We start from the raw sequence: 25,347 nt of genomic DNA on the forward strand, positions 1-25,347 counted from the left end.
TTTCTCCAGTCTAATTGAAAGACTGCAACTCTGTTTGGTTCAGAACCAGTATTAAACTGCTTAACTAGTTGAGCTTTGAGGCAGACTTCAGTCTACCCCGAAACTCACCAGCAGATTAAAATTGCACCATTAACACCATCAAGCGATCGCCCTACTTTGACCTGTGCAATTGCACCCTCTGGAGCTATATGTATAACGACGTATAACGTTGCCCATCACCTGCCGCAGGCAACCTCAAACGCTCAACTGATAAGCTCTCTTGGCGGTCGGTGTGCATGGGCGTTGTTAGACCGCGCCGTTTACCTGAGTTGGAGCTACCCTGGATAGAAAGAATTGGTAAACTATCAATATAGAACCCAGAGGTCAAAGACTTATGTTTAGGGACTCCTCAATCATTAGCGCATCTCCAGAGATTATGGGTGGCACTCCAGTATTTACTGGTACTAGGGTTCCTGTTCAAACACTTCTGGACTATCTCAAGGCGGGAGAATCCATAGACGATTTCTTGGATGGATTTCCAACTGTAGCCAGAGAGCAGGTCATCGCCTTACTTGAAGAGGCTGGGAAACAGGTGATTGGCATGGTGGCATAGCATGAAGCTCCTGTTGGACGAGTGTATTGATCGTAAACTGGCAAAAGAGTTTGTTGGTTACGAAGTAAAAACAGTTCCCCAAATGGGATGGGCAGGAGTAAAGAATGGTCAACTTCTTACACTTGCAGAAGCGGAGTTTGATGTTTTCATTACAGTCGATCGCAACTTGTCGTTTCAACAGAATCTGCCGCAGTTTGACATTGCGGTAATTGTTTTGCAAGCACCATCCAATCGCTTGGTAGATATAAAGCCTCTAGTACCAAAGGCTTTAGCTATTCTAGCTACCGTAGCCAAAGGACAGGCTATTGTAGTTGGTGCGTGAAATAGAGATGAACAGCATCAACATCCGCTTTTGTGGGAAGGCTACTGCGTCCCAAAAATTGCTCTGCTCACATCTTGCACAGATTGGTTCAAATCGAGTAACGCAAGATCATGAATGATTTCAAGTCGTTTAGATGCGATTTGAGCATCTCCTTGGGAGGTTTCTTTTACGACTGCTTGGGAGGAGTAGAGTTGGAAGTCACTGCGGCGCGTATCCCACCACTCGCACGTTATCTCAATATTTGCAGCCACGACAATATCTCTACTGGGTCGAGCAGTGAGATAGCCTAAGATACTCGTCTCGATGTAGACAGTTTCACTCATGCGGGAAATGGGCGACAGCTTTTTCTATCCATTTTAGTCCACACCACTGCGCGTCCGTCTCAATGCCTTGTTAGCCTCGCAAAGGCCTGTGATTGTTGGGTTTCGTGCCTCAACCAAACCTACAAGATCGGCGATCGCCCTCTCATTTTAGCCTCGCGATCGCATTCACGGTTGCAGCTTAAAGTGCAATCTGGCTTCTGGTTAGTACTAAAGAGAGAAAAGTGATGCTGGGTTTCCTGTTGTCATACCCAGCCTACGGCGATAGGCGATCGCCCTACTTTGACCTGTGCAATTGCACCCTCTGGAACTATATGTATAACGACGTATAACGTTCCCAATCACCCGCCGCAGACAACCTCTCGGCAGCCAGTGTGCATTGGGGTTGTTATGCCGCGATCAGCACGACTATTTCTGTTGATGCTTCAAACCGTCCAATCTTCGATCAGTAACCCTGATACTTTACCAAAATCTCGATGATTACGAGTTAATAGAATCAATCCACGGAACAGCGCAATTGCCGCAATCCGCGCATCCATCTTTGCCAGTTGTATCCGTTGTGATTGTAATTGGTCAAATGTCGTAGCCGCACCAGCATCGAATGAAACAAGGGGCAGCACTTTGAAATCGCTGACGAGCCGCGCCATCATTTCATATCCTTTCACTACATCATTCAGGTTACGAGCGCGATTGATATAAGCGTGACAACCAAGCACCTGTTCATGAAACGTCACAGTTGATACAGCAAAATCCGATACTGGGTATTGATCCATGCGTGCCGAAAGATTGCTGTAATCCTTCCCGGCTTGGCGCTGAAGAACGCTCAGATGATCTGTATCCAACAAATATCTCATAGCTCGTCTTGCACTTCGAGGATAGACTCATCCCCTTGGCGAATCGCTTGTCCATAAGCAAGTACTTCCTCAAAAGCAGGTTCATCCTTGAAAGACCCTGTAATTTGTTGCAGCCAATTCGTCGGCTGAGGAGCCGCAACCTGCTTCTGCAACTGTGCGATCGCTGCTTCTACTGCTGCAAGCCTTTCCTCTAAAGAAGTGTTAGTTGTCATTCGAGTTTCCTCTAATCCCCTAACCTAGTCGTTGTCTGTCTGAAGGATAACGAGTCAAAGAGCATTTGACAATTCAAGAGAATTTTACATCGCCCCTTACGGGATGATTATAAGGTACAAGATTTACAGTAAAATAAGCCAAGTGTGGTATCAGAGGCGACAAATCATGTTGGACTGGTGGAGAAAAATTTTGCAACCTGTGAATTAAGCGATCGCCCTCTCATTTTAGCCTTGCAATTGCATCCACGGTTGCAGCTTAAAGTGCAATCTGGCTTCTGGTTAGTACTAAAGAGAGAAAAGTGATGCTGGGTTTCCTGTTGTCAACCCAGCCTACGGCCATAGGCGATCGCCCTACTTTGACCTGTGCAATTGCACCCTCTAGAGCTATATGTATAACGACGTATAACGACCAAGCTCACCGGACGCAGTTAACCTCTACTACCCACCGACCATCTCGGTAGTTCCGGTGCAGCGACTTGTTAGACCGCGCAACTACTTCATCTACAATCCTAAATTCAACAGATTTTTGATTATCACCTACATTTTACGAAATGCTAAATCCTGGGGAACTATCTGATTTGTTTCTAAAAAACTTCTAACTTCTGAAAGTTGCTTGCGAACCAATCGAATCTTGTCCTCACGATTACTTGTAGAAGAGATTTCATTGATTGACTGAAATAAGGAGCTATAAAAGATGAGAAAATTAGACTCGTCTTCCTGGAGAGAATAAATGAAATCGGAAAAGGTCATAGGCTTATTTTCACCCTCCCGAATCAGCTTTTCTCCAATTCCAGTCACATAGTAATGCCAAATTGTAAAGTTGCGAGAGATTGTACTTCTTAAGTTCTGGGTCAGGTGGAAAAATTTTATTGTTAAAGATTTACTCCGAAATTGTAGAAAAGCAACATCTCTTTCAACCAGAACAATCCATGCTGCAACAGAGGCTACCAAATAAGCTGTGGACGTAACACAATATCCTTCAGTTATAAACCAGCTAATAGATTTTGCATCTTGTAAAGAAGCAGTTAATAAGCCTTCATCGTGGCTGTTGTAGCCTATATCCCTATCATTTATACGTGTCAATCTATATTCAAGTTGATAGCAATCTAACCAGAAAGGCTTTGCATAGAAATACAACTTTTTTCGTGCTTCGAGTGATTCACCCACGAGTGGAGCAATAACGTAGCTCTCTAAAATTTTGAAACTTGCTGCAACTAACCCTCCTCCAATTGCCCCATAGAGAAGGTTACTCAAATTGGTGTTCATGTCTCAACACTTACTAAACTTTGATAGAGAACTCATAATTACTTGAACAGCTTATCATACAACAATCTCCAGATTGCACCTCAACAGAGGAATTAGGTTCTTTTTCTCTACAAAGAGGTATTAAAACAAGATTTAGATTTGAAAGTCGATGCGGTTCGTGCAAAGAAATCTAAATATTTACCAACCGTTTTGACAAAAGATGAAGTTTTAGCATGAATTTTGAACACCTAAAATGGTACAAAGTTAACACCCTAGTGCGTTAGCCTACGGCATAACACACCCTACAAAACTAGTTTTTAGGTTTCAACTTCGGGGTTTTCAGCCAACATTCTGATAAAAATGTAAAATTTATAAAGATTAATATAGAGTTAGGTAGATCCGCCCAAGCTGGGGTATCTCGCGCAAAGAAAGATGAAAACTAAAAAAAAAGAAATATCTTACGCCAATCACTGACGGTTTTCCGCTACAGTGGACGGGCTGTAAGTTTAGTATGGACTACTAGCCGATCGCTTACTATTCTTTTGGCTAGTTTAACTTTAGTGGGTGGTCTTTTGCCGGCGGCGATATCTTACATTGGTAAGTTGATTGTTGATGCGGTGGTATTTGCCTCTCAAGTTAATTCAGACACCAATGGTTTTGTCAATATTTATCCCTCTCTGTGGTATGTAGGATTAGAAGCGATCGCAGTAATTTTACTAGCAGGTAGTCAGCGTGGACTGCTCATGTGTCAGTCGTTACTGCGGGCATTACTGGGTCAGCGTGTGAATGTACTCATCCTAGAAAAGGCGCTGACACTGGATCTTAGGCAGTTTGAAGACTCAGAATTTTATGACAAATTGACCAATGCCCGACGAGAAGCATCGGTTCGTCCCCTTTCCCTAGTAACCCGCACCTTCGGGTTAGTGCAGAATGCTCTTTCCCTAATCACCTACGGTATTTTGCTAGTAAATTTCTCATTTTGGGCGGTGGTAATGCTGATTGTGGCAGCTATGCCTGTATTTATTGCAGAAACAAAGTTTGCTGGAGAAGCCTTTCGCTTGTTTAGTTGGCGTGCGCCAGAAACGCGTCAACAGCATTATTTAGAAAATCTGCTAGCAAGAGAAGATTTTGTCACAGAAGTCAAACTCTACCAGTTGGGAGAGATGCTGCTAGGACGTTACCACGATTTGTTTGATCAACTCTATGGTCAAGACCGCGATTTGACTCTGCGGCGAGGACTGTGGGGGTATCTGCTAAGTTTAGTCAGTACTGGCGCTTTTTACGTAGCTTATGCTTGGATTGTCCTGGAAACAGTGCTAGGTAAGATTTCCTTGGGAGACATGACACTGTATCTCACCGTGTTTCGCCAAGGACAGTCTACTTTCTCCAATGCCCTGACTTCTATTGGAGGGATGTATGAAGACAACTTATATCTATCAAATCTCTACGATTTCCTGGAAGAGGAAGTACCAAAGTCTTGGGGAAAGGCAACCATTGGTTTAAATCCTCAAGATGGTATCCGTTTCGAGAACGTATCATTTACCTATCCAGGAAGTTCTCAGCCAGCGTTGAGAAATATTTCGCTGCATTTGAAACCCAGAGAGAAACTGGCAATTGTCGGTGAAAATGGTTCTGGTAAGACTACCTTAATCAAACTACTTACCCGACTCTACACCCCTGACTCTGGGCGAATTTTCTTAGATGGCTTGGATTTGCAGGAATGGGATGTAGATGTGCTGCGGCGACGCATTGGTGTGATTTTTCAGAACTTTGTTCGCTACCAATTTACTGTGGGTGAGAATATTGGCGTGGGCGATGTAGAACATCTCGAAAATAAAACCCGTTGGCAAACTGCTGCTAATAAAGGCATGGCCAAATCTTTTATTGACCAATTACCCGAAAGCTTTCAGACTCAGCTTGGTCGTTGGTTTAAGGGAGGACAGGAACTTTCGGGGGGACAGTGGCAGAAAATTGCTCTATCTCGGGCTTTTATGCGATCGCAAGCAGATATCTTGGTATTAGATGAACCAACATCAGCAATAGATGCCCAAGCTGAGTTTGAGATTTTCAATCATTTTCGCGCTATTACTCAAAATCAGATGGTACTTTTGATTTCCCATCGCTTTTCCACAGTACGAATGGCTGACAAAATCGTAGTAATAGAAAACGGCGAAGTTATCGAACAGGGAACTCACGAAGAATTGTTACAGCTAGGAGGACGTTATGCCAAATTATTTCTGTTACAAGCAGCTGGTTATCAATAAGCAGTCTTTGTGAATTTAGATAGCGATGCCTACGGCGGGCTGCGCCTACGCCTACGTTATACAAAGAACTGGCTCTCTATCTAACCACATTAGACTGTTCGGTAAATATGGGTAAAATATCTTTAGTACCCAGACATTCTGTATCGTTAAATATTGCTACCCAATAAAATTATGCAAATAACACAACAGCGATACTATACCCTAGAGGAATATTTAGAGCTAGAAGAAGCTGCTGACTACAAAAGTGAATACATTGATGGGCAAATAATTCCTCTGGCAGGTGGAACAGTAAATCACAATCAAATAGCACTCAACTTAAGTACTGAGTTGAATTTTGCTTTTAAAAAGCAGAACTACCGGGTTTTTAGGGGTGATGTTCGTCTGTGGATATCCCAAAAGCGAACCTATAGGTATCCAGATGTGATGATTCTGGCGGGTGAACCAGAGTTTTTTAACAACCGAAGGGAGATAATTCTGAACCCACAGGTCATTGTTGAGGTTTTATCAAAATCTACCAAATGTCAAAATAGACTTAATCTCAGTATTCCCAGAAATAATCTTGGTGTATCACTCGTTCTCTACAAAAGAGCGATCGCCCTACTTGGGCAGAGGATCTTGAAAAGATTTAAGCAACTTTTAACGGTTTCTGAGGAAAAGTAATTGGCTCTGGCAAAGCTTTTCCTTGCTCTTGATACCATTCAACTAGAGACTCAATCACTTCCTGTCCATGTTTAGCGGCTTCTTCATAACTCTTGCCATGAGTGTGGAATTGCTGCCAAGGGAATTCTGGTAAGTGTACTAAGTAGCAATTATCCTCATCTGACCATTGAATTACCATACAGTAGCGATCGCTCATTATTCTTCCTCTATTTCTCCTAGTTGCTTCAAAACACGATTGACTTGCTTTTCCAAGTATCGGGGTGCATCGTCTCCATCCTTTCCAGCAATGGTAACTGGTTCCTTAGGTATCAATGGGTGAGTCCAGAACGTATGACTACCTTTAGCAGGACGGTAGACAAACCCAGCCTTCAACAAAATTGCTTTTAACTCTCTAATTTTCTTGGGCATCTACCCTCAATTTAAATCGCCATACTGATTATTGTCTATTAAGTTGATGAAGCGATCGCTTATTTTTGCTAAAGTGAGAAGTGTTAATACTGCTTATACTAAATACTAGTCATTAACTCTTTGTTGTCTCCGGCTAGCAAAATTATGTTGAAGACGATAAAAATAGAAAATTTCCGCAGTTTCCAATCTTTTCAAAATCCATGACTTGTACACCTGATTAACTGAAAAGACCGAGAGATTTCTAGCTTGAGTATTTTCAGTAATATAACTTAATTATTGGTATTATTTAAAGCTTTGATGAAGTGATGTAAATAATACCCATTACCCAAAGCGACTTTATATAAACTCAGTTTCAATTTCCGAAACCAGCCTGACAAAAGCTGTAGAAAGAGGTTAGGTTAAGTGTTAATCATAAGCCGTACTCCAGCAGCAATGGTAAAAGAATTAGCAATTTGCACTCGTGGTCTAACTAAGCAATTTGACCGATACATTGCTGTCAATAATGTTGATTTAGAAATTCAGGCGGGTGAAGTATATGGACTGATTGGGCCGAATGGCGCGGGTAAAACAACTCTTATCCGAATGTTGGCAACTGCTGAGGAACCAACTACGGGTGAGATTTACATTAATGGCGATCGCCTCCTCCGTGACAAGAGTAATCCCAAGCTCAAGCGTCGTCTAGGCTACTTACCCGATGACTACCCCCTATATGAGGATTTGACAGTCTGGGACTACCTAGATTATTTTGCTCGACTGTATCGCCTGCGGGAACCACGTCGCACTCAACGCTTACATGAAGTTTTAGAACTAATTCAACTTGGTAATAAACGCCACAGCCAGATTTCTACTCTGTCGCGGGGGATGAAACAGCGCTTAAGTTTAGCGCGAACCATTATCCACGAACCGATTTTACTACTACTGGATGAGCCTGTTTCTGGGCTTGACCCTATTGCTCGGATGCATTTCCGCGAAATCATTAAGGCTTTACGAGAAGCTGGGATGACTGTAATCATTTCTTCTCACGTTCTCAGTGATTTAGCGGAACTCTGTACTTCTGTGGGAATTATGGAACTTGGCTTTTTGGTAGAAAGTACTTCCCTACAGCAACTTTACCAACGTCTTGCCCATCAGCAAATTATGTTATCAACTTTAGGGAACCTAGAAGCACTTTTGAGTGAACTAAAACATCATCCTTTAGTAGAAGAGTGGGAGGTAATACCAGGAAAGAACAGCGTGCGGGTGAATTTTTCGGGTAAAGATGAAGATAGTGCTGAGTTGTTGCGATCGCTCATCAAAGCAGGCATTCCTCTGACTGATTTTCACTGCATACAAGAAGACTTAGAAAGTATTTTCTTAAAATTAGGTCACAAACAAGCATCTTGATACGTCAATAAATATCACTCCCCATTTTTGGAGAAATTTTTCTATGATACCCAATTTGATAGACAAAATCGGCGATTGGAATCCGCAACTATTGCGGGAACTCAAAGGACGGCTGAAGTTTTTTAATGTAGCGATCGCAGTTGCAACATCCTTATTATTGCAACTGGTAGTTTTTTTATATCAGTTCCGCGAGTTTCCTAATGATCAATACCCCTTAGTCGGTACATACTGTCATTTGCGTCAAGTATACGAACTGCAACAAAAAGAGGTTTACCAGGAATCAAATCAATCCAAAATTGCTGACTTAAGTAGTTTTCTTTCAAAGAATTTTTGCGCCCAAAACGAAATTGATTGGCAATTGTGGTGGCGAGACCACTGGGAATACATATTCCTAACCTTTAGTGTAATTTTTGTATTTACACTATTAGTTGCAGGAACTTATTTGCTAATCAACGATTTAGCCAAAGAAGAAACTCGCGGTACGTTGAATTTCATCCGTCTCAGTCCCCAATCAGAAACAAGTATATTGACTGGCAAGTTGCTAGGAGTTCCGAGTTTAATTTATCTCGTAGTCTTAGTAGCAGTTCCTTTACATTTGTGGGCTGGGCTTTCTGCCAAAATTGCCTTTAGTTACATTTTGAGTTACTACGCAATTCTTGCCGCTAGCTGTATTTTCTTCTACAGTGCTGCACTACTATTTGGCTTAGTTAGTCGTTGGTTTAACGGTTTTCAGCCTTGGTTAGGTAGTGGTGCAGTTTTCCTTTTTTTGTTCACAACGATGGTGCTGGCATCATCTTATAATAGACACGGTTTAAATAATTCAACTGCTTGGTTTAGACTCTTTAATCCTTGGGATACCACAAATTATCTATTTCCTAACTTGTTCCATATATCCAATGGTTCTCCCCTGAAAAACTACCAGTTTTTCTATTTACCATTAGGGATAAATGTTGTTAGTGTTGTTAGCTTCCATTTATTAAACTTGGGATTGTGTAGTCACGGTATTTGGCAAGCTCTTAAACGTTGCTTCCGTAATCCTCAAGCCTCAATAATTAACAAGAAGCAAAGTTATTTACTAGTAGCTTTTTGCCAGTTGATGATGTGGGGATTTGCCCTACAATTTGGTAAAGATGATTACAGATGGGATGAACAAGTTGGGCAAAATTATATTTTGCTGGCACTGTACAACTTGGTGTTGCTTTTAAGTTTAATTGCGGTTCTTTCCCCTCACCGTCAAGATGTACAGGATTGGGCAAGATATCGACATCAGGAAGTTTCTAGCCATAAGAGTGTTTGGCAAGATTTAATTTGGGCGGAAAAAAGCCCTGCACTCGTAGCGATCGCAATTAATCTGACAATTGCTACTATCCCCTGGTTAGTTTGGCTTTCACTTACATTTGTTATTGACGCAAACGGTGTTAAAACTCTGCTGAGTAACGATATTGACAGGTTTAAAGCACTTTTAGTTATAGCTTTGTCTATCAGCTTAATGATGATTTACGCTACCATTGCCCAATTAATACTTTTGCTAAAAACTCCCAAACGTTCTTTTTGGGCAATTGGGACTTTAGGTGCTGCAATCTTTTTACCACCGATGATTCTAGAATTTATCGGTATCTCGTCGTGGAAATATCCTACTGTATGGATGTTTACAACTTTTCCTTGGGTAGCTATAGAACACGCTGGGCTAATAACAATTTTTATGGCACTCTTAGCTGATTTGAGTGTTCTAGCGTTGTTAAACTTCCAGTTGACAAGGCAGGTGAGATTAGCAGGCGAATCTGCTACGAAAGCATTATTGGCAGGACGTTAAGTAAGTAGTTATCGATACAGGTTAATATCCCCGACTTCTCAAAAAAGTCGGGGATATTATTTTCCACAAATGATTTAGCGGCTAGATTAAGAGAACTGGGGGAAAATCCAGATATGTTGTGATACATTTTGGTTTTTATGATAGTCTGCACTTACTCACGGAGTTATAGATGAAGAGACAAGTAATTATTTATCCAGGAGAAGACGGTTACTGGGTGGCTGAATGTCCTAGTTTACCTGCTTGCATCAGTCAAGGTAAGACGAAAGAAGAAGTTGTTGCGAATATCAAAGAAGCAATTGAACTATATATTGAGGTGTTAAAAGAAGAAAGTAGGGCTATTCCAGAAGATCATCTGGAAACTGTTTTGGTTGATGTATGAGCAAGTTGCCAATAATTTCTGGTCAAGAGTGCATTAAAGCTTTGGGAAAGGCTGGTTTTTATATTTTGCGACAACGCGGAAGCCACATTATTTTACGTCGAGATGAACCATTTGGTGAAGTCGTTGTTCCGAATCATCAAGAATTAGATAAAGGAACTTTGCGAGCAATTATTAGACACGTTGGGCTGAGTGTTGATGAGTTTATCGAGCTGCTGTAAAATAAGAGATTGGATGCGATCGCTATTTTTAAATGCCAGAATAAGCAAGTGCGTAGTTTACCGCCGTAGGCATCGCTATTAAGTAAACCTGCAAAATCAAGGTTTAAGTTTAATCGGCATAAATTCATATTTATCAGTCCCAGATTTTTGTTGAACTTTGACTAAGAAGATGGCATCGTCTTTGCGATCGCCTGATTGTAAAAACTGAATTTTTCCTGTAGCACCATCGACTGAAAAACTTGGACTGTGTAGCCTTTTTTGTAGTTCTTCACGAGTATTACTATTACTGTTCTGCAAACCTTTAACTATTACTAGAGTTGCATCATAAGATGTCGCTGTTCGCCAATTTATAGGGGCTTTCCAAAGTTGCATAGCATTTGACCCAAAAGAATTATTAGGAAATGCTGTAGAATCCCAAGCCCAAGGTACAGGGATAGTCATGTCGTTGATATCTTGCCCTTCTTCTAAGGTTTCTTTAGTCAATGCTGCTGGAGTACCAAATAAAGCTAATTGACCTTTATTAGCTCGGACTAACGCACGACCTTGCCCAGTTTTGTCTCTTGATTTGTCAATGTAGAAAGCTAATATTAAAGCATTTGCACCTTTATTTATAGCTTGGGAAAGGACTGCTTGTGGGTTAAATTGAGAGTCCCGAAGATCACATTTTGTGAGGTTGATAGTGCCTCCAGCGTTTGTTATCGATGTTACCAAATAACCCTTAACCGATTCATTATCTGGATTTTTATCCGAACAGATCAGAAAGTTAGTTTTGCCCCTGTTATTGATGGCGTAACTAGAAACCTTTTCTGCTACCTTAACAACATTAGGAGCAGTACGGAAAATATAGTTGTCTTGACTTTGATTATCAAAGCTGATATTTCGGGTATAACTAGTAGGAGATATCATCACCAACTTACCTTGATACACTAGACCTCCGGCCCTGGAAGCTTTACTTGAATTATGTCCCACTACAGCCAAGATACTGGGGTAATCGACAAAGTTCTTTGCAATGGTTGGGGTAATGGTTTCGCTATTATCATCATTAGCGATCGCTTCGCTACTTCCAATGCTTTGCCATTGATACCAAGACCGCTATTCACTTCATTTTGAGCTTGAGCCACACCGCGTAACATCTCTTGCGCTATGTTTGGACTTTCACCAATAGGTACACTCACAGCAATTTTGAGTCTATTTCCTTGTTGACGAGCTTTAGCATTGTTCAAGTAAATCAATGCTTCTGGATCACTAGGATTTGTTTTTCGATATGCTTGAAATTTACTAATAGCAGTCAAACAATCACCTTCAGCTAATGCTCTAACTCCAGCTTCTTTATCTGAGTTTGTATCCTGCTTCAATAAAATTTTTTCACCTAAGCTAATTCTGTTATTCAAACTATACGTCTCTTTCGCACATAAATTTACTGGAGTCTGAACTACAGGTGGAGGCGGATTGGGGGTTATAGGCAGGAAAAAGTGGACTAAAGTACCACCAATAAATACTCCAATTACTCCGATGATGCTGGCTCCTATGTATTGTATAAAATTGTTATTTCGTGGGCGTGGAGGATTTCCTGGAGGTGCGGTAGATGGCTGTTCGGCAATTATCGGAGCTTCAATTAAGGCTATATTTTCGTCTGTAAATCCTAAAACTTTCTGAAAACGTTTTAATTGTTCACGAGTGTTATCACTAATAGGATACTCACGCTGAATTTCTTTAATAAATCTTTCCTCATATCGCTTCAATTTTCTCTGATACTCTCGGTGAGGTTCTAAACCCTTATCCTCGATTGCCACAGCCTCCTCAGATGTTAGTTCTAGATTATGTCGTAACTCATCTAACACATCGCGCCCAGCATCCGAAATGCGACCATCACCTGCACTTATCAAATACTCAACTTCTCGACGATATATGAGATATGGATCGTCACTGGGTGCTTTAGCAAGGAGAATTTTAAAGCCTTCTCTAATTGCATATATCTCCGGTTTCATTGCTGGAGCAACTTCTTGAACCTTACTTTTGGCGTACTCATGCAATTCATCAACAGAAATCCAACCATCTTCATCCCGGTCTGCTGCACCAGTCTCTAGTCCTTCAACTATGTAGCGGGTATAAGTTGAGGTATCTGCTCCCTGTTGTTCAAAAGAATATTGGGTTGAAGTCGAAGATGTGAGAACAGCCCGTCCTTCTCCACCCAATTGGTTTTTAATATCTACAAAATCATCATCTCTTGCTAACATTCCCTCAGCAAAGGCGCCACTAAAGCAACAATCGAGAATCACTACTTGGTGCTTAGAGCGACTATCACTCATGAACTTATGCACAGAACTAGCTGCTACTGCGGTTGTCTCGACAAGCCTTCCTTGTAAATTTTTACGGGTATTACGAGTAGCAAAGTAAAGCTTACCACTTTCATCCTTAATTCCATGACCAGAGAAGAATAGCAGCAAGAGGTCATCTCTTTGACAACCAGTAAATAAAGTTTCAATGGCTTCCTCCATTACATATCGTTGAGGATTTATTAGCAGTGTTACATCATCAAAACCGCCAATCTCTGGATGCAGCAAAACTCGCTGCATGGCTTCGACATCTTTTGCTGCTGCTGGCAATGGGGTAAGGCCAGGCTCATACTCACTGACTCCGATTAGCAGTGCTACTTTCGCCATCTCGTTATTCTTCCTTAGCTCATGGATTTCTTAGTTACCTGCGACAAACTTTTGAGCTTGTTCAATGGCGGCGGTTAATTCTTCCCGACTGCTGGCTTTCACTTTCAACTTTTTGCCGTTAGCTTCGACTTCCAATTCAATGCTTTTGTTACCCAAGCGATCGCCCAAATATCCCAACAATTTCTTAAAATTGGCAAGGCTCACCTCTGCCTGCAACACACCTACCAGAAAACCGCCAACAGACTTGCTTCCTTCGGGTATTTCTGTAACTGCTACGAGTTCCGCACTTTCAACATCTTGCTCTTTGATATCTCGCAACAGATTCCGTGTTTCCCGTTCTTGCTCGTCTGCATCTAAATCTGGATTAGCAAGAGCGATCGTCAGTTTGACGTTAGATTCAAAACTCATTTTGTACCTTTTTTGGTTTTAAGCAGTTGACTGTCAACTATAATTACCGTGATTTCTCTATTGACATCATATCCGCTATGTAAATTTCCTGAAATTTCTTCAAGATTTTTACAAAAACTTCTTAAATTTAGGTAAAAATAAGTAGAAGTCGCCCTTAACTCGAAGCACTGGTATAAAACCGCAACGCAAACCGCCAAAACCAGGTAGATAGATAGTTGTCTATTCTGATGACGAGGCGTTTATCTGCGTAGCCACCAATAAGAAGACTTTTCAAACATCCTCTTAGACTAAAACTCTTGTCTGGTGATGATTTTCTTTTTATCGGTTGTTCCTGTGATCATCTTGATTTATGTATGTTAAAACCCTAAATCTACGGCAATCCGGTGGGCACAGGCAAAGCCAGAAAAAGCGACTGCATTCAACCCTTGACCCGGAAAGGTACTATCCCCTACACAATACAATCCTGGAATCGCCGTGCGATTAAAGGGCATCTTCAATAAACCCCGTAACTTGCGACGGGGAATTGGCCCATACGTGCCATCCTCACGACCCAAAAAGCGGCGATGGGTCCGGGGTGTCCCCACCTCTAAATAATCCAATCCGGCATCTAAGCCTGGAAAAATCTTCTCTAAGCGGTCAATAATTCGCTCAGCCGCTTCTTCTTTCTTCGCTTCGTACTCACTCGGAGAAAGTTCTTGCCAATCATCAATCCAGTGAGGCGTGAAGGCATGAATGATGTGATATCCATTTGGTGCTAAATCTGGGTCAAGCAATGTAGGAATTGAAACAAAAATTGTGCCTTCCACTGCTGTCATCTTTTCCCAATCTTCTAACAAAATATGATGGCACTCTGTCCCCCCAGGTAAAACTGACTCCTTTATCCCTATATGCAAACTCAAGAAGCTTGGAGATTTTTGATAATTTTGTTGCCATTTTTTCTCATTACGTGGGATTTCTGGTGGTGGTAGTAACTGTTCAAATGTATCCCAGCGTGTAGCATTAGAAACTATGCGTTTACCTCGATATACTTTACCATTAGCCAGTTCCACACCTACCGCTTTTCCCTGTTCTATGATAATTTTCGTGACTCTAGCTTGATACTGAATCTTACCTCCAGCCTTCTCTAGACCTTCCACTAGTTTTTGGGCAATTTGTCCCACCCCGCCTCTGGGATAGTTAACTCCGCCATAATGCCTGTCAGAAAAGACCATCCCAGCATTAATCATTGGTGTCATGTCTGCTGGAACCACCGACCAGCAATAACACTCCATATCGATAAATTTCAGTAATTGGGGGTCTTTGATGTAGCGCCGCGCCACATCCCCGGCATTTTGAGGGAGATACTTGACTAAACCGAGACACGCCAAAGGATGCTGGAAAAATACCCGCAGTAAATACTGAGGTTCTTCAAGAGAGAGCAAATCCATACTATTGAGGCACTTGAAGACTTTTTGGCATTCGTCATAAAAGCGACGAATCCCCTGCTCTTCATGGCGAAAATGAGCAGTAAGATTTTGTAAAAATTTTTCATAAACTCGGTCAACTTTCAGGTCTAAACCTTGGGGTAAATGATAGTGAATCTGCACCGGATCTGCGATCGCTTCTTGGCTGACATTCACAGCTGACAAGGCGCGGGTGAGTAAGTTGGTAGTGCCGTTTTGTCCCAGCCCAAAAATCATCGATGCTCCAACATCGAATCTATAGCCTTGGCGTTCAAAATAACCAGCGCTACCACCTGGAATCAAATAACGTTCCAGTACCAGTACTTTCGCTCCCTTCGCTGCTAACTGGGTGGCTGTTACTAATCCACCAATACCAGACCCAATCACAATCACATCAATATCTTGCATTTTTGCCGTTTCACAAAGTCCAACGTCAAAAGTCTATAGTCCAGAGTAGCTTATTTTGACTCTTGAAAAAAAAGAGGGACGAGCCTGCTGTCGCTGGCTAATCCCGTCTGCCGATCCTTAAAAGAGAGGAGAACACTGGATAAGAATATAGCCTTAATTAGGAATAGATGTCAACTACTAATAGCAAAATTTATCAATAAAAGTGAGAGTGTTAATTTCTAGGTGTCAGCCGTATACAGGAAAGAGTATTATGGTGTTTCAGTTCTTGTACAATAAAAAGTCGCCTATTTCTGGCTATGACGCTACAATTACGCGTTTATGTTCCACCCCATCCCCTGATAAAACACTGGCTGGCTGTCGCCCGTGATGCAAGCACCCCTTCAGTATTATTTCGCAGTGCGATGACTGAGTTGGGAAGATGGCTGACTTATGAAGCTGCGCGAGACTGGTTGCCGACCCAAGAGATAGTGGTGCAAAGTCCCTTGGATTCCTGTCTAGCAACCGTGATTGATCCGCAGATACCTATGGCGGTAGTGCCGATTTTGCGAGCTGGGCTAGGATTACTTGAGGGAGCGCAGACTTTACTGCCTTTGGCATCGATTTACCATTTTGGCTTGGTGCGAGATGAAGAGACACTGCAACCTCATTGTTATCTGAACAAGTTACCAGAAAAATTTGACCCGCAGACACGAGTGTTAATTACCGATCCAATGTTGGCAACAGGAGGGTCGATAATGGCGGTGATGACAGAATTAACACAACGGGGTGCTGATCCAGCCTTGATGCGGATTGTTTGTGTGGTGGCGGCTCCACCAGCTTTGCAAAAACTGAGTGCAGCTTATCCAGGTTTAATAATTTACACAGCTACTATTGATCAAGAAGTTAACAACAAGGGGTATATTTTACCGGGATTAGGAGATGCAGGCGATCGCATCTTTGGGACTTAAGCTAGTATGCAGCTAGGGAATAGAAATAGCATAACTACTGTAAGAGTTGCAAGGTTTGTTGAAGGCAGTAAATATATGAGTCAGCGAGATGGTTTTGGCAGTGGTTTTGTAGCCGGGGCGTTTGTCGGTGGCGTATTTGGTGGTGTCATCGGCGCACTGATTGCTTCTCGACGCGAGCCTCAATTGCTAGCAGAGGAGGAAAGAGAACTGACGGAGAGCCTTGCCGAAGCTAAGAGAATAGCAGCAAAGCGGCGTCAGATGAAAGCCTCAGAAAGTGAGAGCAGCGGCATAGAAACGGCCAGGCGATCGCTCGAAGATAAAATTGCCCAGTTAAATGCCACAATTGATGAAGTGCGAGAGCAACTGGGGAATGTGAACGGCGGTTTACCACAGACAATTGGCGATCGCTCTCTTACTAAAGACTCCTGAGGTTTGTTCGGGCGTGGTGAAAGTGTCAAGTGTGGTAAGTACCCAATCCGCAGCCACGATGACATGGACTAAATTAAAATTAAAGAATAAGACCGCGTTTGATACTTAGTAGGAAATTAACCACCCATGAATTTACTGATTACGACACTAGCTACCTTCGTCACCTTTTATAGCTATTTGCTCATTGTTCGGGTTTTGTTGACCTGGTTCCCGACAATTAACTGGTATAACCAGCCATTTGCCGCTTTAGCCCAGATCACCGACCCTTATCTGAATCTGTTTCGCAGAATTATTCCCCCATTAGGCGGAATGGATTTTTCGCCAATGTTAGCTATTATACTGCTTCAAATAGTAGGTGGTGGTCTGCAAGCCATCTGATAACACAGAATTTGCAGTTTGCTGCACTTCAAGTAAAGAATTTTAGGTCTGGGCTAACTAGCTCAGACTTATGCACTAATGATGGATGCAATAATTGAAAACTGACGCCATATTCTACGATATATTTCAAGAATTTCCGAGCATTTTATTTGAACTTATTGGTCAATCTAATACTAATACCAATGCTTATCAGTTTATTGCACCAGAAATTAAACAACGTTCTTTTCGTTTAGATGGAGTATTTTCTCCTGTAGAAGAATTTATTAATGAGCCGCTTTACTTTGTAGAAGTTCAGTTTTACAAAGATGAAGAATTTTATGACCGTCTATTTACAAGTATTTTCCTTTACTTTTCTCAATATAAACCAGTCACTCCTGAGTGGTATGCAATAGTTATTTATGCTCAGCACAGTAATGAAACATCCTGTCATCTACGTTATCGTGCCTTGTTAGAGCCTCATTTACGCTGCTTTTATCTGGACGAACTTGAGGTAGTAGCGGAAGAATCTCTGGGTGTAGGAATTGTCAGATTGGTTGTAGAAACTGAGAATAAAGCCCCAGAACTTGCTAAACAGCTAATTGACAAAGCTAAATTGGAATTAGCAGATGTTCTCATCCAAAGAAAAGTTTTAGAATTTATAGAAGAGATTATTGTTTACAAGTTTCCTAATTTTAATCGAGAGGAGATAGAAACTATGCTGAATTTAAATTTACTTAAACAAACCAGAGTTTATCAAGAAGCAAAAGAAGAAGTAAAAGATGAAGTCAAGCTAGGACTAGTACCAAAATTACTACAAAAAGGGCTAAGTATTCAGGAAATAGCAGAATTATTAGAATTAGACGTTGAAATCATTAGGAAATCTCTTAATTAGAGAACTACTATTTCTGTCAAGAGACTATTCCTATTTGTGCGCTATTCATCCCGACACCGAATCTTTAGATAAGGTGAAGGACTTCTAGCAAAAAAAGTTAAAATTTATTACTTACGGACTTGAGCGCTAAATCCCGCGGCTTTAAACTGCTTCAGCTTCAACGGAGTAGGCTGATTCGCAGGTACAGAAATTCTCAACTCAAAATCGCTAATACCTGGGGGCACCTCAGTAATAGAACCAAGACGGGTGCGGTTTTGCATTACTGAGTCATTGTTGGCATCATAGATCCGCCCAAAAATATCTGCGTCGTAGACTGTTTTATAAGTGCCATTTTCTGCTTTGCCAACGACGAGAAAACAACTGGCAGCGGCGCTCCCACTACTGGTAACAGCCCCTTGTGCTAGTTCTGGTGGACAATCTTTATAAGATACATCAAATAGTTTAATCTGTGTCAGCGCTATAGATGAGGGAGCGATCGCCCACGATAGAAAGGTGATGAGACAAGAAATAAAAACGACCGTGAGTGAGCGCAACTGCATAAAAGACCCCGTGATTTTATTCAATAATTATGTAACTTATAACGTTAGCTTACAATATACCCCTACTCCCTATTCTTAACTTCTCTCATTGATTCGCAACTGCAAACACCTGCTCTACGATCAATTCCCAATCGGCTACTACATCTGATGCAATTGTCGCCGTACCCTTCAACACAGTATCCTCATACTGTCCCTCCACCCATTTGCAAACGGTGATTTGTTTTAACTCTGGATCAACAATCCAGTATTCGGTAATGCCTCTAGCTGCGTATTCCGTGCGTTTGTAACGGTAATCGCGGCTGTGGTTCTCAGTTCCGGGACTGACGACTTCAACCACCAGCGCAGGCGGGGGCATATTGCGGGTAATCAGATTGCGGTGGCTGCCAATCAAAGCCGCTTTCGACTCTTCCGTATGCACCACAAGATCCGGTAGACGACAGGTTGCTCGCCGCCCACTAACTTCAACTTCAATGTCTTTGTAAGCCAGCAAGGTGATCGGAAAATGCTTTGCCAACTCGAACAGCAGAAATTTGGCAATACCACAGTTTTCCTGGCTCTGGGTTAGCGTCTTTACTAGCTCCCCATCCACTAATTCATAGCGGGTATCAGTGCGTAGGCGTAGCCCGTCGTAGACATCGTCATCAGCCAGAAATTCCTCAAAAGTCAGGAGTTTGGTGGGATGCTGAGTTTGAGTCATGGCAATTTCTCTAACTAGGTGATAAGTAGGTCAACACTAGAAAATATCAAACCGATACCAAGAACTCAGGAGATAGAAGACAGAATAAAGTTTTTCTCCTGACTCCTGGCTTTCCTGAATATTAAGCATCTTAGTTTAATTATGTCTATATTTAACTACAAGAAAATTGGAGACTTTAATTTAAACTTTGTAATAATTAGGGAAATAAACTCTCAATTGCGATTAATTTATGACTCCAGATGAGATTGAAACAGCTATGCTTGCAGCCTTTAATCGTTGTGATGCAGCCAGTTGTCCTCTCACTGACACCCAAAAAGAGATATTACTGCAAGTGATCGAGCAATTTCAGGGAAACTCTAAGTCTGGGGTGACAGATATTGCTAATCCTTTAGACGAACTTAACTCAGAGGAGTTAGAAGTATTTTTACAGTTTGTTAAGGATGAAGAACAACGCAACCGCACTTGGAAAGTGCAATTACTCAACGACTGGCTGCTGGAAAATGATTCTGGGACAGTACAATTTATCCGGCAACGCTATGGTTTACAATGGCTGAATCGTGTTGAGTCATACCATTTTGATAAGTATTCTTATTTTGAGGATGCACTGAAGCTGAGAGTAGGCGATCGCATTGAAGTTTCCAATGCACTATGGGAATGGGTGCAAGAAGATGGGCCTTGTAAGCGCGAATGGTTTCCCTGTATGGTGATTAAGGTTGATGAAATTAGCAACGGTGATCATACCTCTACTAATTGCGTCGTCCGCTTCTTCAATGGCGCTGAGTATGAAATTCAAGGCATCTACGAATGGAACCGCTACAATTGGCGCTGGCCTCAAAAGTAGATATTGAAATATTTTTAAACGATTGAGTTGCTAGATAGTAAAAGGCATAACCGCTCAATTTTTGCTTGTGGAAACGATAGTTTAGACACCTATATAGTTAAATTTGCATCTCAAGACCTGAAGAAAAAAGTCGCTACAGTGTTTGTTTTGATTGACTGTCTACGTTTTGAAATTTAAGTGCATTTTAATAAAATTATTGCTTGAACAACGCCCAAGCCAAAAACCTCTCGGTATAATATAACGCTAATTGATTGCTGACACCATTGAAAACAGCATCAAAAGCGTGTTCTGCCCAAGGAATTTCTAGATAAACCGCAGTATTACCAGAGTCATGTAAACGTTCATACATCTGTCTGCCAAATCGCGCTTCTACTAAATGGTCACGACTACCGTAAATTAATAAAGTTGGTGGTAAAGGATGCGTCAGGTAATTTATCGGTGACGCAATTTTATACTGATTTGGCAATTCTTCGAGAGAACCACCGAGAAATGCTTTTAAAACAGCACGGGTGTTGATCGGATCGGGATTTGGCGGGGTTTTGTATCCTTCAGGTAAGTTAACAGGCCCGTAATAGTTCACCACGCCACGGATTGGTGGTGCATCTGTTTGATAAGCCGCTAACATGGCTAGATGCGCTCCCGCAGAACGTCCTAAAAGTACCATGCGTTCTGGATCGGCTTCATATTCAGCTGCGTGTTTGCGAATAAAATTTAGGGCTGTACGCACGTCATCTAACTGAGCTGGAAACCGATATTTAGGTGCGTGTCGATAGGCGATCGCAAATACTGTATATCCATGATTAGCGATATATTGATTAAACTCAGCATTAGCTCCAGGATTGCCACGTTGCCAAGCTCCACCATAAATTACTACCACTGTTGGATATTTCCCTACCTCTGGGGGTTGGTAAACTTCCATTTTTAACGGAACTGCCGCAGGAGAAGCAAAAATAATATCTGTTTGATGACGTGTTTTGCCTAATGGAATACCCCGGAAGAAATTAACTAAGTTAAAGGGATGGGTTTGCATCTTATCCCTTACTTGGACTGGAATTTGCTCTAGATAATTTGCTCCCAATCCTTGTTTCATCGCTTTGTCCATCTGCATTTGAGTTAGTGGGATATTCACTAGTACCCATCCACAAATTAGCAATCCTATCAAACTGAAAATACAAGCTAAACGTCGTAGTTTACGGCGACGGATGTAGGATAAAGAAAGCAATAAAGGAAGCAAATTTAATAAGAATAACCAAGGACTGACTTCTGGCGCTCCGACTGCTAGAGTGAGTAAAAACATATTTGGAGCAGAAAGAATAATCCAAGAACTAAGAAATAGACTTGCACAACTAAGGAAGAATGCAAGCCATGATAAAAATATTTGGGGTTTAGCAAACATAGATTCAAGCGTGATATATAACGACTCCAAAACAGATTTGAGTGAGCGAGTTTCTGCTACACTTGCCTTTTATAACATCACCCGCTCTAATGTTTTGACAACCGACCCAAATGATTCTTGTTTTTCTATCCAAACAGGCAAGCAGCAAAGTCGGGGTGTTGAATCTGACATTGCAGGCAAAATTTTGCCGGGATGGAATATCATTGCTGAAATTCTTAAGGATAATACATTCGCTCGGTCATAGGGTGCAAGAGACACTACTCAGTCAGTGGTAAATACTCAATCCGGTCTTGATATTCATCATCAAATGACCCTTCGGCTACAACGAGCAACTCATCTAGGTTCTCACCAATGCTCAAATTGGGATTCAGGATAAAAATACCGGGTATATGCTGACCTTGGGCAAGATGGTCAGCTAAGTGGACGGGCATCGACTTGCGATTGTTCGTGACTAAAATAAACTTTGTAGCTTCGCACCAGCTGATAATCTCTGGGTCAAGTGTGCCTTTAGGTGGTGTGGCAGGTTCGCCGATCATCCGCACAGCCAAGTCTGGTTTTTGTCGTCTCAGTTGGCGAACATACGCAGGATCAACGTTTTCATCCAATAGATACTTGAGGGTCATTCGATTTTCTCAATGGATCTCGTTCTGCCTTCAAATTTCGCAGTTTCATTCTCGCTGGTGATGGGTTGCGCCGTTGCTCCTCCCGCATCCTTTCGCCATGCTCAACCCAATCTCCCAAATACTGACTCATTGCTTCTCGATTATGCAGGTAATAAAGAATCGTGGCGTAAACCTGCTCCAAAGTCAAAGACAAATAAGTTTGTGCAATTTCTTCGGCAGTCCGAGCATGGTAAATATAGTCGTAGAGAATCGTCTCAATACCAATGCGTGTTCCTTTTAGCCGGATGTCATCTGGCGCAAGAACATTGAAATACTCTTCCAGTTGCATGAAAGAAAGACCATTTGAATGAACATTACACCCCAATCATAGTACACCACCCAACTACTAACTAATTCGTAATTAAATAGGTACAAGCCTCTTGATTCATCAATGGAGACATAAAAACGTATAGCATCATTATTTCAGAGCAAGCGACTTCAGTCGTGGGGTAATAATTACGACTTACGTTAGCGACGTAGGAGCGTCATTGTAAATTACGAATTATTTTGAGAAGGATAACAGAGGCTCAAAAAGAAACTTTGAAAGCGTTGGGAGCAATTGAGGAGGAAATTTTTTCTCCATCAACCCAAACCCAAATGCTCTCTCAATGTTTGACGCATCACTTCTACGGGTATAGTTTCCTGTTGTAACCAAATTTTTAAGGCTGCTACTCCTTGTTGAACTAGCATTTCTAAGCCATCGATCGCAATTGCGCCTTGTTTTTCAGCTTGCTCTAGAAATTGCGTCGGTTTAGGAATATATATTAAATCGTAAGCGATCGCACCAGTTGGTAAATTTGCGATTTCCTCTCCACTCAAAGGCGACTCATTAACTTTGGGATACATCCCGATAGGGGTTGTGTTTACTAGCAAATCTGCTTGAGGAATCAATTTTGCTAGTTCGTCCCATGTACCGACTTGCAAATTCTCTTCTATAGGTGAATTACTCCAACTATCGCAAAATGCTTGTAATTTCTCCGCATTGCGCCCCAACACATAAATTTTAGCAAAACCTAGCTGGTGACAACCTGCGACAACTGCTCTAGCCGCGCCACCATTGCCTAAAATTACCGCTACTTTCTGACTCCAATCCTGCTTATAGGTTGTCTGCAAAGGGGCGATAAATCCTTCTATATCTGTGTTTGTACCTATCCATCTATTATCTTGGCGACTAACAGTATTGACTGCGCCGATAGCTTGAGCAACGGGAGTAATTTCTGACAGCAGGGGGATGATAGCCTGTTTATGAGGAATTGTCACATTAAAACCGACAACATCAATAGCGGCGAAACCTGCGATCGCAATCTCTAAATTCTCTGGTGCAATAGGAAAGGGAAGATAAACGTAATCTAATCCCAAATGAGCGATTGCAGCATTATGCATCAGTGGCGACAGCGAATGTTCCACCGGATGTCCAATGACTCCTAGTAGTTTAGTCTTGCCTGTAATTAATACTTTTGTCATTTGTCATTTGTCATTTGTCATTTGTCATTTGTCAAGCTTCAGCATCAAAAGCTCAACGTCGAGGTTCAGAGGCTCAACGTCGAGGTTCAGAGGCTCAACGTCGAGGCTCAAAGGTGCAACGTCGAGGCTCAAAGACTCAACATCGAGGCTCAAAGACTCAACATCGAGGTTCAAAGGCTCAACATTGAGGTTCAAAGGCTCAAACTTCCGACATTTTTGCTTCTTTATCTCCCAATACGCTTCGATTAAGATCCCCCCGCCTCCGGCAACCCCCTTAAAAAAGGGGTAAAAGAGACATTAGCCTCCCTTTTTAAGGGGGGTTGGGGGGATCTCCTCTGCTTTCTCTGCCCCCACTCCTTCCACTAGCCTACAATTATTAAAAGCTACTTAACATTTCTTTTAATTATGCAGGCAATTACAGCCCCCTCTACAACCCCAACTCCTGGTAAATATTGGCAGTGGCGAGGGCACAGTATTTATTATGTGCGTGCGGGAGAGAAACAACCGCAACGTCCGCCCTTGCTCTTGGTACATGGATTTGGTGCTTCTACAGACCACTGGCGCAAGAATATCACAGGATTGTGTCAAGATTTTGAAGTATTTGCGATCGACCTTTTGGGATTCGGGCGATCGGCAAAACAAAAATTGCAGTATAGTGGCGACTTGTGGCGCGACCAACTTAACGATTTTATCAGTGAAGTCATTGGTCAAAAAGCAGTATTAGCAGGTAACTCCCTTGGTGGCTATGCTTGCTTATGTGTTGCAGCCCAACATCCCAACAGTGCAACTGGTTTAGTTTTGCTCAACAGTGCAGGGCCATTCAGCGAAAGCCAGCCGACATCTGAACCTGAAGCTTTACAATCAGAAATTCAGCCTCCTAAACAATCTGCTACTTTGCAGAAACTTTTTGGTGACTCGGTTAAGTGGATTTTTCAACAACCTTTAGCCCAGTTTTTATTATTTCAATATGTGCGACAAGGCTGGGTAATTCGCCAAACTCTAGAAAAAGTTTATCTTGACAAGAGTGCGATTACAAACCAATTAGTCGAAGAAATTTCTCGCCCTGCTTACGATCCTGGTGCGTTAGATGTATTTGTTTCAGTTTTTAGCACTCCTCAAGGGGAAAAAGTTGATGTGCTATTAAAGCAATTAACTTGTCCTTTATTGATGTTGTGGGGAGAAGCTGATCCTTGGATGAATGCTAAAGAACGTTCTCAAAAATTTCGTCAATATTGTCCAGAATTGACAGAACATTTTTTAACTGCGGGTCATTGTCCTCATGATGAAATACCCGATAAAGTAAACCAACTTTTAAGCGAGTGGATGTTTTCTATTACCAAGTGATATCACAATACGGTTCGGTTAAAAATATTGTAGGTTGGGTTTCGCAAAGCTTCAACCCAACCTACGCCGCAAAATGTTGGGTTTCGTTCCTCAACCCAACCTACGCATTTTTATTTTTGAGCTTAACCGAACCGTATTGAGTGATATCAAATGAGGTAACGCTCTAAATGCCAACCAGAAGTATGAAT

32 protein-coding genes and 1 pseudogene are annotated in these 25,347 nt (G+C 41.9%); 16 read left to right on the forward strand and 17 right to left on the reverse strand.

Features of this window, described 5'->3' with window-relative positions; genetic code table 11:
* The first annotated feature begins 75 nt into the window (after nt 1-75).
* Genes ACEW80_RS10000 through ACEW80_RS10010 form a run of 3 tightly spaced genes read left to right on the forward strand, consistent with a single transcriptional unit; the run spans nt 76 to nt 914 of the window.
* Nucleotides 76-327 (forward strand): hypothetical protein, encoded by a 252-nt coding sequence (locus ACEW80_RS10000; protein WP_373526425.1) that lies wholly within the window; start codon nt 76-78, stop codon nt 325-327.
* A gap of 46 nt (nt 328-373) precedes the next feature.
* Nucleotides 374-592 (forward strand): DUF433 domain-containing protein, encoded by a 219-nt coding sequence (locus ACEW80_RS10005; RefSeq protein ID WP_373526426.1) that lies wholly within the window; start codon nt 374-376, stop codon nt 590-592.
* Between the two features lies 1 nt (nt 593).
* Nucleotides 594-914, forward strand: a complete 321-nt coding sequence (locus tag ACEW80_RS10010; protein ID WP_373526427.1) for a DUF5615 family PIN-like protein — start codon at nt 594-596, stop codon at nt 912-914.
* Between the two features lie 41 nt (nt 915-955).
* On the opposite strand, the gene ACEW80_RS10015 is transcribed toward ACEW80_RS10010, so the two are convergent.
* The 4 genes from ACEW80_RS10015 to ACEW80_RS10030 form a co-directional block, all read right to left on the reverse strand.
* Complete coding sequence (locus ACEW80_RS10015; RefSeq protein ID WP_373526428.1) at nt 956-1,237, reverse strand: hypothetical protein; 282 nt, start codon at nt 1,235-1,237, stop codon at nt 956-958.
* Between the two features lie 422 nt (nt 1,238-1,659).
* Nucleotides 1,660-2,076 (reverse strand): type II toxin-antitoxin system VapC family toxin, encoded by a 417-nt coding sequence (locus tag ACEW80_RS10020; protein ID WP_373526429.1) that lies wholly within the window; start codon nt 2,074-2,076, stop codon nt 1,660-1,662.
* 8 nt (nt 2,077-2,084) lie between these two features.
* Complete coding sequence (locus tag ACEW80_RS10025; RefSeq protein WP_373526430.1) at nt 2,085-2,300, reverse strand: hypothetical protein; 216 nt, start codon at nt 2,298-2,300, stop codon at nt 2,085-2,087.
* A gap of 537 nt (nt 2,301-2,837) precedes the next feature.
* Entirely contained in the window at nt 2,838-3,566 is a 729-nt protein-coding gene (locus ACEW80_RS10030) for a hypothetical protein (protein ID WP_373526431.1), read from the reverse strand.
* 434 nt (nt 3,567-4,000) lie between these two features.
* Here ACEW80_RS10030 and ACEW80_RS10035 point away from each other — a divergent pair, with 434 nt between their 5' ends.
* Together ACEW80_RS10035 and ACEW80_RS10040 are read left to right on the forward strand one after the other, a co-directional pair.
* On the forward strand, nt 4,001-5,809 hold the full coding sequence (locus ACEW80_RS10035; protein WP_373526475.1) for an ABC transporter ATP-binding protein: 1,809 nt from the start codon (nt 4,001-4,003) through the stop codon (nt 5,807-5,809).
* A 171-nt stretch (nt 5,810-5,980) separates the two neighbouring features.
* Complete coding sequence (locus tag ACEW80_RS10040) at nt 5,981-6,469, forward strand: Uma2 family endonuclease (protein ID WP_373526432.1); 489 nt, start codon at nt 5,981-5,983, stop codon at nt 6,467-6,469.
* Here ACEW80_RS10040 and ACEW80_RS10045 read toward each other — a convergent pair.
* Entirely contained in the window at nt 6,435-6,665 is a 231-nt protein-coding gene (locus ACEW80_RS10045; protein WP_373526433.1) for a type II toxin-antitoxin system HicB family antitoxin, read from the reverse strand. The genes ACEW80_RS10040 and ACEW80_RS10045 overlap by 35 nt on opposite strands.
* A complete protein-coding gene (locus ACEW80_RS10050; RefSeq protein WP_373526434.1) occupies nt 6,665-6,877 on the reverse strand; it encodes a type II toxin-antitoxin system HicA family toxin in 213 nt (70 codons plus the stop codon). The genes ACEW80_RS10045 and ACEW80_RS10050 overlap by 1 nt, the downstream gene beginning before the upstream one ends.
* A 432-nt stretch (nt 6,878-7,309) precedes the next feature.
* Between ACEW80_RS10050 and ACEW80_RS10055 the strand changes: the two genes are divergently transcribed.
* From ACEW80_RS10055 to ACEW80_RS10070, 4 genes are all read left to right on the forward strand, one after another.
* Nucleotides 7,310-8,260 carry an ABC transporter ATP-binding protein gene (locus ACEW80_RS10055; RefSeq protein WP_373526476.1) on the forward strand — a complete coding sequence of 317 codons (951 nt, stop codon included), beginning with the start codon at nt 7,310-7,312 and terminating at the stop codon, nt 8,258-8,260.
* A 43-nt stretch (nt 8,261-8,303) separates the two neighbouring features.
* On the forward strand, nt 8,304-10,073 hold the full coding sequence (locus tag ACEW80_RS10060) for an ABC transporter permease subunit (protein ID WP_373526435.1): 1,770 nt from the start codon (nt 8,304-8,306) through the stop codon (nt 10,071-10,073).
* Between the two features lie 169 nt (nt 10,074-10,242).
* Nucleotides 10,243-10,452 (forward strand): type II toxin-antitoxin system HicB family antitoxin, encoded by a 210-nt coding sequence (locus tag ACEW80_RS10065; protein WP_373526436.1) that lies wholly within the window; start codon nt 10,243-10,245, stop codon nt 10,450-10,452.
* On the forward strand, nt 10,449-10,670 hold the full coding sequence (locus ACEW80_RS10070; protein WP_373526437.1) for a type II toxin-antitoxin system HicA family toxin: 222 nt from the start codon (nt 10,449-10,451) through the stop codon (nt 10,668-10,670). Before ACEW80_RS10065 ends, ACEW80_RS10070 begins: the two co-directional genes overlap by 4 nt.
* Nucleotides 10,671-10,766: 96 nt before the next feature.
* Here the strand turns inward: ACEW80_RS10070 and ACEW80_RS10075 are convergent, their stop codons facing one another.
* From ACEW80_RS10075 to crtH, 4 genes are all read right to left on the reverse strand, one after another.
* Nucleotides 10,767-11,738 (reverse strand): ABC transporter substrate-binding protein, encoded by a 972-nt coding sequence (locus ACEW80_RS10075; RefSeq protein ID WP_373526477.1) that lies wholly within the window; start codon nt 11,736-11,738, stop codon nt 10,767-10,769.
* Nucleotides 11,639-13,333, reverse strand: a complete 1,695-nt coding sequence (locus tag ACEW80_RS10080; protein ID WP_373526438.1) for a caspase family protein — start codon at nt 13,331-13,333, stop codon at nt 11,639-11,641. The genes ACEW80_RS10075 and ACEW80_RS10080 overlap by 100 nt, the downstream gene beginning before the upstream one ends.
* 30 nt (nt 13,334-13,363) lie before the next feature.
* Complete coding sequence (locus tag ACEW80_RS10085; RefSeq protein ID WP_373526439.1) at nt 13,364-13,741, reverse strand: hypothetical protein; 378 nt, start codon at nt 13,739-13,741, stop codon at nt 13,364-13,366.
* A gap of 356 nt (nt 13,742-14,097) precedes the next feature.
* The gene (gene crtH, locus ACEW80_RS10090; protein WP_373526440.1) at nt 14,098-15,591 is read right to left on the reverse strand and encodes a carotenoid isomerase; all 1,494 of its coding nucleotides are present in this window, start codon (nt 15,589-15,591) and stop codon (nt 14,098-14,100) included.
* A 296-nt stretch (nt 15,592-15,887) separates the two neighbouring features.
* Between crtH and upp the strand changes: the two genes are divergently transcribed.
* The 4 genes from upp to ACEW80_RS10110 all read left to right on the forward strand — a co-directional run bounded on the left by upp (nt 15,888) and on the right by ACEW80_RS10110 (nt 18,216).
* Complete coding sequence (upp, locus tag ACEW80_RS10095) at nt 15,888-16,538, forward strand: uracil phosphoribosyltransferase (RefSeq protein ID WP_373526441.1); 651 nt, start codon at nt 15,888-15,890, stop codon at nt 16,536-16,538.
* Between the two features lie 75 nt (nt 16,539-16,613).
* A complete protein-coding gene (locus ACEW80_RS10100) occupies nt 16,614-16,967 on the forward strand; it encodes a hypothetical protein (RefSeq protein ID WP_373526442.1) in 354 nt (117 codons plus the stop codon).
* A gap of 126 nt (nt 16,968-17,093) precedes the next feature.
* Entirely contained in the window at nt 17,094-17,345 is a 252-nt protein-coding gene (locus tag ACEW80_RS10105; protein ID WP_373526443.1) for a YggT family protein, read from the forward strand.
* A 94-nt stretch (nt 17,346-17,439) separates the two neighbouring features.
* Nucleotides 17,440-18,216 carry an Rpn family recombination-promoting nuclease/putative transposase gene (locus ACEW80_RS10110; RefSeq protein WP_373526444.1) on the forward strand — a complete coding sequence of 259 codons (777 nt, stop codon included), beginning with the start codon at nt 17,440-17,442 and terminating at the stop codon, nt 18,214-18,216.
* 107 nt (nt 18,217-18,323) lie between these two features.
* Here the strand turns inward: ACEW80_RS10110 and ACEW80_RS10115 are convergent, their stop codons facing one another.
* Nucleotides 18,324-18,755 (reverse strand): biotin carboxylase, encoded by a 432-nt coding sequence (locus tag ACEW80_RS10115; protein ID WP_373526445.1) that lies wholly within the window; start codon nt 18,753-18,755, stop codon nt 18,324-18,326.
* An 85-nt stretch (nt 18,756-18,840) separates the two neighbouring features.
* Complete coding sequence (locus tag ACEW80_RS10120; protein ID WP_373526446.1) at nt 18,841-19,452, reverse strand: Uma2 family endonuclease; 612 nt, start codon at nt 19,450-19,452, stop codon at nt 18,841-18,843.
* A 229-nt stretch (nt 19,453-19,681) separates the two neighbouring features.
* On the opposite strand from ACEW80_RS10120, the gene ACEW80_RS10125 reads away from it, so the two are divergent.
* Nucleotides 19,682-20,293, forward strand: coding sequence for a hypothetical protein (locus ACEW80_RS10125; RefSeq protein ID WP_373526447.1), 612 nt, complete (start codon nt 19,682-19,684; stop codon nt 20,291-20,293).
* A gap of 193 nt (nt 20,294-20,486) precedes the next feature.
* Here ACEW80_RS10125 and ACEW80_RS10130 read toward each other — a convergent pair whose 3' ends face one another.
* A complete protein-coding gene (locus ACEW80_RS10130) occupies nt 20,487-21,689 on the reverse strand; it encodes an alpha/beta hydrolase (RefSeq protein ID WP_373526448.1) in 1,203 nt (400 codons plus the stop codon).
* Nucleotides 21,690-21,717: 28 nt separating this feature from the next.
* On the opposite strand from ACEW80_RS10130, the pseudogene ACEW80_RS10135 reads away from it, so the two are divergent.
* A pseudogene (locus tag ACEW80_RS10135) lies at nt 21,718-21,915 on the forward strand (TonB-dependent receptor domain-containing protein); the annotation flags it as partial.
* Between the two features lie 31 nt (nt 21,916-21,946).
* Here the strand turns inward: ACEW80_RS10135 and ACEW80_RS10140 are convergent.
* The 4 genes from ACEW80_RS10140 to ACEW80_RS10155 all read right to left on the reverse strand — a co-directional run bounded on the left by ACEW80_RS10140 (nt 21,947) and on the right by ACEW80_RS10155 (nt 24,010).
* Nucleotides 21,947-22,312, reverse strand: a complete 366-nt coding sequence (locus ACEW80_RS10140) for a DUF5615 family PIN-like protein (protein ID WP_373526449.1) — start codon at nt 22,310-22,312, stop codon at nt 21,947-21,949.
* Nucleotides 22,287-22,640 carry a DUF433 domain-containing protein gene (locus tag ACEW80_RS10145; protein WP_373526450.1) on the reverse strand — a complete coding sequence of 118 codons (354 nt, stop codon included), beginning with the start codon at nt 22,638-22,640 and terminating at the stop codon, nt 22,287-22,289. The genes ACEW80_RS10140 and ACEW80_RS10145 overlap by 26 nt, the downstream gene beginning before the upstream one ends.
* A gap of 293 nt (nt 22,641-22,933) precedes the next feature.
* Complete coding sequence (locus tag ACEW80_RS10150) at nt 22,934-23,815, reverse strand: shikimate dehydrogenase (RefSeq protein ID WP_373526451.1); 882 nt, start codon at nt 23,813-23,815, stop codon at nt 22,934-22,936.
* Nucleotides 23,816-23,839: 24 nt separating this feature from the next.
* On the reverse strand, nt 23,840-24,010 hold the full coding sequence (locus ACEW80_RS10155) for a hypothetical protein (RefSeq protein WP_373526452.1): 171 nt from the start codon (nt 24,008-24,010) through the stop codon (nt 23,840-23,842).
* A 210-nt stretch (nt 24,011-24,220) separates the two neighbouring features.
* On the opposite strand from ACEW80_RS10155, the gene ACEW80_RS10160 reads away from it, so the two are divergent.
* On the forward strand, nt 24,221-25,159 hold the full coding sequence (locus tag ACEW80_RS10160) for an alpha/beta fold hydrolase (protein WP_373526453.1): 939 nt from the start codon (nt 24,221-24,223) through the stop codon (nt 25,157-25,159).
* The last annotated feature ends 188 nt before the right edge of the window (nt 25,160-25,347 follow it).

The sequence above is a fragment of the Nostoc sp. genome, from assembly GCF_041747015.1.
In the GTDB taxonomy this organism is placed as follows: domain Bacteria; phylum Cyanobacteriota; class Cyanobacteriia; order Cyanobacteriales; family Nostocaceae; genus Nostoc.